This window comes from Deltaproteobacteria bacterium, from assembly GCA_016210005.1.
Classification (GTDB): Bacteria; Desulfobacterota; Binatia; order HRBIN30; family JACQVA1; genus JACQVA1.
Window position 1 is genome coordinate 1 of the sequence record JACQVA010000032.1, and the last position, 7425, is coordinate 7425.

At 65.8% G+C, this 7425-nt stretch carries 4 protein-coding genes; all 4 read left to right on the plus strand.

Annotated elements, in window-relative coordinates; genetic code table 11:
- Positions 1-187 precede the first annotated feature (187 nt).
- The 4 genes from HY699_04515 to HY699_04530 all read left to right on the plus strand — a co-directional run bounded on the left by HY699_04515 (position 188) and on the right by HY699_04530 (position 7172).
- A complete protein-coding gene (locus tag HY699_04515) occupies positions 188-1606 on the plus strand; it encodes an adenosylhomocysteinase (protein ID MBI4515064.1) in 1419 nt (472 codons plus the stop codon).
- A gap of 23 nt (positions 1607-1629) precedes the next feature.
- The gene (locus HY699_04520; protein MBI4515065.1) at positions 1630-2625 is read left to right on the plus strand and encodes a metalloregulator ArsR/SmtB family transcription factor; all 996 of its coding nucleotides are present in this window, start codon (positions 1630-1632) and stop codon (positions 2623-2625) included.
- Positions 2626-2703: 78 nt separating this feature from the next.
- A complete protein-coding gene (locus tag HY699_04525) occupies positions 2704-4359 on the plus strand; it encodes an NAD(P)/FAD-dependent oxidoreductase (protein ID MBI4515066.1) in 1656 nt (551 codons plus the stop codon).
- Between the two features lie 242 nt (positions 4360-4601).
- Positions 4602-7172, plus strand: coding sequence for a response regulator (locus HY699_04530; protein ID MBI4515067.1), 2571 nt, complete (start codon positions 4602-4604; stop codon positions 7170-7172).
- Positions 7173-7425 lie beyond the last annotated feature (253 nt).

The following is a 7425-nucleotide window of genomic DNA, read 5'->3' on the forward strand; positions in this document are numbered from 1 at the left end:
CGGCCATGGCCCTCGGCCTGACAGTACACAGTACTGTCAGACTGGTGAGGATTTGCCCGGTCGGCTGCACGTTACCCACGGATTTGTCGCACACCCCCCGCCCGTCAGGGCCGCAATCCGCCATTGACAGGACATAAGGACATCGTTATACGTGCATCTCGATAACGCACCGGAGGAGGGCGCAAGCATGGCCACGCAAATCGTCACGCAGCTGAAACCGGACTTCCACGTCGCCGATCTCGGCTTGGCCGGCTGGGGCCGCAAGGAGATCGCCATCGCCGAGACCGAAATGCCGGGCCTGATGGCTTTGCGCGAGGAGTACGCCGCGCAGCAGCCGCTCAAGGGCGCGCGCATTGCCGGCTCGCTCCACATGACCATCCAGACCGCGGTGCTGATCGAGACACTGGCGGCGCTCGGCGCCGGCGTGCGCTGGGCCTCGTGCAACATCTTCTCCACCCAGGACCACGCCGCGGCGGCAATCGCCGATCGCGGCATTCCGGTGTTCGCTTACAAGGGCGAGAGCCTGGAAGAGTACTGGGCCTTTACCCACCGCATCCTGGAATGGAGCGACGGCGCTACGCCCAACATGATCCTCGATGACGGCGGCGATGCCACACTGCTGGTGATCCTGGGGGCCAAGGCGGAGCACAATCCCGCCGTCCTCGATAATCCTCACAGCGAGGAGGAGCAGGTCTTGTTCGGCTCGATCCGCCGCCGGCTCGCTACCCAGCCGGGCTGGTACTCGAAGATCCTGAAGAACATCCGCGGCGTCACCGAGGAGACCACCACCGGCGTGCACCGGCTCTACCGCATGGAGAAGGACGGCGAGCTGCCGTTCCCCGCCATCAACGTCAATGACTCGGTCACCAAGAGCAAGTTCGACAATCTCTATGGCTGCCGCGAATCGCTGGTGGACGGCATCAAGCGGGCCACCGACGTGATGATCGCCGGCAAGATCGCGGTGGTGTGCGGCTACGGCGATGTCGGCAAGGGCTGCGCGCAGTCCCTGCGCGGCCTCGGCGCCACGGTCTGGGTCACTGAGATCGATCCGATCTGCGCGCTGCAAGCGGCGATGGAAGGCTACCGCGTGGTGACGATGGACGAGGCCGCCGCCGCCGGCGACATCTTCGTGACCGCCACCGGCAATTGCCGCGTGATCAGTCACGACCACATGGCCCGGATGAAAAATCAGGCCATCGTTTGCAACATCGGCCACTTCGACAGCGAGATCGATGTCGCCAGCCTTAAGCAATACCGCTGGGAGAACATCAAGCCCCAGGTGGATCACGTGATCTTCCCCGACGACAAGCGCATCATCTTGCTGGCCGAAGGGCGGCTGGTGAACCTCGGCTGCGCCACCGGTCACCCCAGCTTCGTGATGTCCAATTCCTTCACCAACCAGGTGCTGGCGCAGATGGAGCTGTGGCAGCACTCGGGCAAGTACGAGAAGAAGGTCTACGTGCTCCCCAAGCAGCTCGATGAGCAAGTGGCGCGTCTGCACCTGAAACGGATCGGGGCCACCCTGACCCGGCTCAGCGCGGAGCAGGCGGGCTACCTCGGCATCGATCCGCAAGGACCGTACAAGCCCGAGCACTATCGTTACTGAGTCCTGGCGCAACCCGGGGCGGTATGGATGCGCTGCTGGCCGGGCTCAAGGCGGCGGCCGAGCCGACGCGCTTGCGGCTGCTGGCGCTGCTGGCGCGGGGCGAGCTGACGGTGAGCGAGTTGACGCGGGTGCTGCACCAGAGCCAGCCCCGAGTGAGCCGCCACCTCAAGTTGTTATGTGACGCCGGCCTACTCGACCGCTTCCCCGAGGGCTCGTGGGTCTTCTACCGTCTGGCGGAGGAGGGTGAGAGCGCGTACCTGACACGCACGCTGTTGGGCTTGCTGCCCGCAGACGACCCCAAGATCGCGCGGGATCTGGCACAGCTCGACAAGGTGCGGCACGAGCGCAGCGCCCGCGCCGCCGCCTACTTCCGCGACAATGCCGCCTGTTGGGACCGCATCCGCGGCCTCTACGTCGGTGAGGCCGCGGTCGAACGCGCCATGCTGGAGGCCGCCGGCAGCGGCGAACTCGGCGAGCTGGTCGACCTCGGCACCGGTACCGGCCGGGTGCTCGAAGTGTTCGCCGCGCGAGTGCGCCGCGGCATCGGTATCGACCAGAGTCACGAGATGCTCACGATCGCGCGCGCCAAGCTCGACGCCCGCGGCATCACCAACTGCCAGGTGCGCAGCGGCAGCGTCTACAACGCGCCGTTGCCTTCGGCCTCGGCCGACCTGGTCACCATCCATCACGTGCTGCACTTCCTCGACAACCCGGCGGCGGCGTTGAAAGAAGCGGCGCGCTTGCTGCGGCCCGGCGGCCGCTTGCTGTTGGTCGACTTCGCCCCGCACAACCTGGAGTTCCTGCGCACCGAGCACGCCCACCGCCGCCTGGGCTTCGCCGACCAGCAGATGACCCGTTGGTGCAAGGCCGCCGGCCTGGGCGGCCTGAGCGTCCGCCATCTCGAAGCGGCCGGCAGCCACGGCCACGACACGCTGACCGTGTCGCTCTGGACCGCCACGCGCCCGTCATCGGCCCGCAGCGCCGCAGCGCTTGCACGCCTTGGTTCGCCGGCCGCGTGATGCTAGACGGCTGATCTTCCACGCACGCCGGCCGCCGCTCGACCAGGCCGGTGCGCGTCAAGCGGCGGAGGTGACGCAATGAGCGGCCAGCGGGAACAGTGGGATGCGATCGTGATCGGCTCGGGCCTGGGTGGGCTCGCCTGTGCCGCCTATCTGTGCGCGGCGGGCAAGCGCACACTGGTGCTCGAAGCCCACTACGTTGCCGGGGGCAATTCGCAGACCTTTCGCCGCCGCTACCACGGGCGGCAGTACGAATTCGACGTCGGCGTCCACTACATCGGTGAATGCGGCCCAGAAGGCTCGATCACCCGCGTCCTGCGCGGCCTCGGCTTGGCCGAGCGCGTCGCCTTTCGCCCGCTCGATGTCGATGGCTACACCACGCTGATCTTCCCCGACTTCCAATTTCGCATCCCGGTCGGTTGGGATCGCTACCGCGCCCGCTTGCTGGAGACCTTTCCCCGCGAGGCGGAACCTTTGGGCAAGGTGATCGACATCTTTCGCCAGGTGTCCGACAGCGGCCGCCGGCTCTTGGGCGGGGAGACGTCGATGGCCGAGGTCGCCGTGTCGAGCCCGGAGCTGATGAACTGGGGTTTGCGCCCGGTTACCGACCTCTTCGATGAATACAAGCTCTCGCTGCCAGCGCGCGCGGTCTTGCTCGGCGAACAAGGCGACTACGCGGTGCGGCCGTCGCGGACGCCGACGGTGCTGGCCGCCGGCTTGACCGACCACTACATGCGCGGTGCCTTCTATCCCGCCGGCGGCGGACAAGTAATCGCCGCCCGGCTGGTCGAAGCCATTCGGGCCTACGGCGGTGAGGTGCGCACCCGCGCGCGGGTCGGACAAGTGCGTGTCGAAAACGGCCGGGTCGCCGGAGTTACCTTGGCCAAGACCGGCGCCGAGATCGATGCGTCGATCGTGGTCTCGAATGCCGACCTCAAGCGCACGGTGCTGCAGCTGGTCGGCGCGCAGCACTTCTCGCCGGAGATCGTCGAGCGCGTCAACGCCTTCCGCATGTCGTTGCCGCTGTTCGTGGTCTATCTCGGCTTGAACACCGACCTTGCCGCCCAGGGGCTGCGTAACACCAACTATCTGCTCTGGGGCAGCTACGACATCGAGCACATCTACGAGGTGCTCGAAAGCGGCCGCATGCCTGACGAAGACTTCGCCTACGTCACCGTGGCCTCGTTGAAGGACCCTGGCAACCCGCGCCTGGCGCCGCCCGGATACAGTAACGTGCAGATCATGACGCTGGTGCCGAGCGATTACGCGCTCTGGGGCGTCAGCACCGGCCCGGCCGCCGGCGGCTCTTACCACCGCGAGGCGGAATACCGGCGGCGCAAGCACGCGCTGTCCGAGCGGCTGCTCAACACCGCCGAACGAATCGTGCCCGGCCTGCGCGCACACATCGATTGGCGCGAGGCGGCCACGCCGGTGACGCAGGAGCGCTTCACCCTCTCGACCGGCGGCACCTCGTACGGGATCGAGTTCGCCACCGACCAAATGGGGCCGATGCGCCTCGGGCCGGAGACGGAGATAGCCGGGCTTTATCTCGCCGGCGCCAGCACCCCCTCCGGGCACGGCATCGGCCAAGTGCTGCGCGGCGGCGTGCTGACCGCAGCGAGCATCTTGCAGACCAACCTGATGCGCCGTGTGGCCGCGGGCGAAGTGCTCGGTGATCCCGACCGCCTACCCGAACTACGCGGCGATTGGGATCCCTGGCGCGAGAGCCACTAAACGCTCGGCCAGAGCGTCATTGTTTTGCGCATTCGGCCCGTATTGCTACTTCTCGTAGCACCCGAGCGCGCTTGCAACTCCCTAAGCGGGCGTAGCCAAGCCTGATCTGCATCGGCATGTCGCCTGCTGTATGTGCAGGGGCGGCTGCCTATGAGAGGCCGCCAGCGGTTCTCATGCGCTTCATTACACCACGCCCAGCAGCCCTGCGTTCGCAGCGGCTGGACCAGAAAATGCTCCTGCCCGTGTCCGCCGAGACTCGCAAGGCGACGATCGAGAAGAGCCGTTCTCTCCTCGTCGAGCGCCTGCGGGTGGGGATGTGGATCATGATCCTCGGCAACGCTCTGTTCGCTGTCGAGCGGCTCATCCACGTCGGCTTCCGGTTCCAGATCTTGTATCTGCAGATGCTCGATCTTGTGGGCGTCTGTGCAGTTGGGCTCTGGGTGCTGCACTATCGCCAATATCGCGAGCACGCCGTTTTGATCGCTCGGCTGGTTGTCATCCTCTGCGCCATCCAGGCCAGTGGCTCGGCAATTGTGGACCACGACCTATCGACCGTGCCGTTTGCCTACGTGCTCATCGGCGTGGGCGCAGCGGCACTGCTGCCCTGGGGGGTACGCTCGCAGCTGCTGCTGGTGGTGATCTCGATCTGCGCCTTCTTGTGGGCCGTCTTCACTCTGAACGGCAGTCTCACCCTCATCGGGGTGCAATCGGTAACCGCCATGCAGGTCGTCCTTGCGCTCATCGCCTCGATAGCAGTGGCCTACCAGTTCGAGCGCCACCGCGCCCAGATCGACGAGCGCACCATCGAGTTACACGGCTACGCCGAGGTGGTCGAGAATGCCAACGACCTCATCCAGTGCGTCCTGCCCGACGGCGCGCTGGCGTATGTTAACCGAGCCTGGCGTGAAGCGCTGGGTTACGGCACTGGCGAGCTTCCCGCCTTGTCGTTCGGCGACATCCTGCACCCCGGCAGTCGCGCCGCCAGCCTCGACTTGTTCCGCCGCGTCATGGCGGGCGAGAAGATCGGCGCGGTGCGCGCCGCTTTTGTCACCAAGAGCGGCGCCACCATCATGGTCGAAGGCAGCGCCGACTGCGCCTTCGAGCGCGGCAAACCGGTCGCCGTGCGCTGGCTGTTCCGCGATGTCACCCAGCGCGTACGCGCCGAGGTGGAGTTGCAAAACGCGAAAGCGACAGCCGAGATGGCCAACCGCGCCAAGAGCGAGTTCCTCGCCAACATGAGCCACGAAATCCGCACCCCGATGAACGGCATCATCGGTATGACCGAACTGACTCTCAACACCGACCTCTCCGGCGAGCAGCGCGAGTACCTCGACATGGTCAAGTCCTCGGCCGATTCGTTGCTGACGGTGATCAACGACGTGCTCGACTTCTCCAAGGTGGAAGCCGGGAAGTTGACCTTGGAGGAAGAGACCTTCACCCTGCGCGACAGCGTCGGCGATACCTTGAAGACGCTGGCGGTGCGGGCGGCAGCCAAAGGGCTCGAGCTCGCCTGCTACATCGGCTCCGAAGTGCCGGACGCGCTGGTGGGCGACGCCGGGCGGCTGCGCCAGGTATTGGTCAATCTTCTCGGCAACGCCATCAAGTTCACCGCCCGCGGTGAGGTGGTGGTTGAAGTCGAGAGTGAAGAGCTGGCCGCCGGCCCGCAATCCCAGGTGCTGCTCCATTTCACCGTTCGTGACACCGGTATCGGCATACCGGCGGCCAAGCTCGAAGCGATCTTCCACCCGTTCGAGCAGGCGGACGGCTCGATGACGCGCAGGTTCGGCGGTACCGGCTTAGGCCTGTCGATATCAGCTCGGCTGGTCGTGCTCATGGGCGGGCGCATCTGGGCCGAGAGCGAAGTCGGTGCCGGTAGCACGTTCCACTTCACCGTTTGGTGCGGCCTGGCGGGCGAAGCCCCCGCACCGGCGACAGTGGCTCCGCCGGCTATCTTGCGCGGACTGCCCGTGCTGGTCGTCGACGACCATGCCATCAATCGCCGCATCCTGTACGAGATGCTCGGCCGGTGGCACATGCGTCCGACGCTGACCGACCGCGGCATCACGGCGCTGGCGGAACTCAAGCGCGCGGTCCGGCTCGGACAACCCTTTCCGCTGGTGTTGCTCGACGCGCAGATGCCGGAGATGGACGGCTTCCAGGTGGCCGAGCAGATCAAGGCGGACCCCGAACTCACCGGCGCCACCATTATGATGCTATCGTCAGCCGACTTGGCGGGCGACGCCGCGCGCTGCCGCGCTCTGGGGGTGGCAGCCTACCTGACCAAGCCCATCAAGCAGACGGAGTTGTTGGAAACCATCCTGCTCGTACTCGGAGCACCGGCGGCACTGGCATTGCCGCATCCGCAGGCCGACCACTCTCACCACGAGCCGCCGCTGCGCATACTGCTGGCCGAAGACAATATCGTGAACCAGAAACTCGTCGTCCGCCTGTTGGAAAAACGTGGACACACGGTGGTCGTGGCCAACGATGGCCGTGAGGCGCTGTCGGCTTTGGGCGACGCCCACTTCGACTTGGTGTTGATGGACGTGCAGATGCCGGAGATGGACGGCTTTGAAGCCACGCAGGCTATCCGCCAACAAGAAGTCATCACCGGCAAGCACCAGCCCATTATCGCGATGACGGCGCACGCCATGAAGGGCGATGAAGGACGCTGCCTGGCGGCGGGTATGGACGGCTATCTGCCAAAGCCGGTCAACCCGCAGCAACTCTTTGACGCCCTCCAGCTGGTACGCCCGGGCACCGACTACGACGACATTCCTCTAGACGAACGCTTGCACGCCGTGCCGGCATAAGCGGCCAGTCGCCGATGCGGCGAAGCCGGCCGGCCCTCTCGATTCCATCGACCCGCTGGGGGTGCGCGACAAATTTGTGGGTAACGTGGTTCGGTGTTATGGCCGTCATTCCCGGGAAAGCGGGCCGTCATTCCCGCGAAAGCGGGAATCCAGTCTGGCGTTTGGCGCTATGGACAAGCAGTTCTGCGTTTACATCCTGGCCAGCAAACGGAACGGCACGCTGTACATTGGGGTGACCTCACAGCTGGCAACG

Coding starts and splice junctions, on each gene's coding strand:
- HY699_04525 (MBI4515066.1), top strand. CDS start 2,704: ATGAGCGGCCAGCGGGAACAGTGGGATGCGATCGTGATCGGCTCGGGC.
- HY699_04520 (MBI4515065.1), top strand. CDS start 1,630: ATGGATGCGCTGCTGGCCGGGCTCAAGGCGGCGGCCGAGCCGACGCGC.
- HY699_04515 (MBI4515064.1), top strand. CDS start 188: ATGGCCACGCAAATCGTCACGCAGCTGAAACCGGACTTCCACGTCGCC.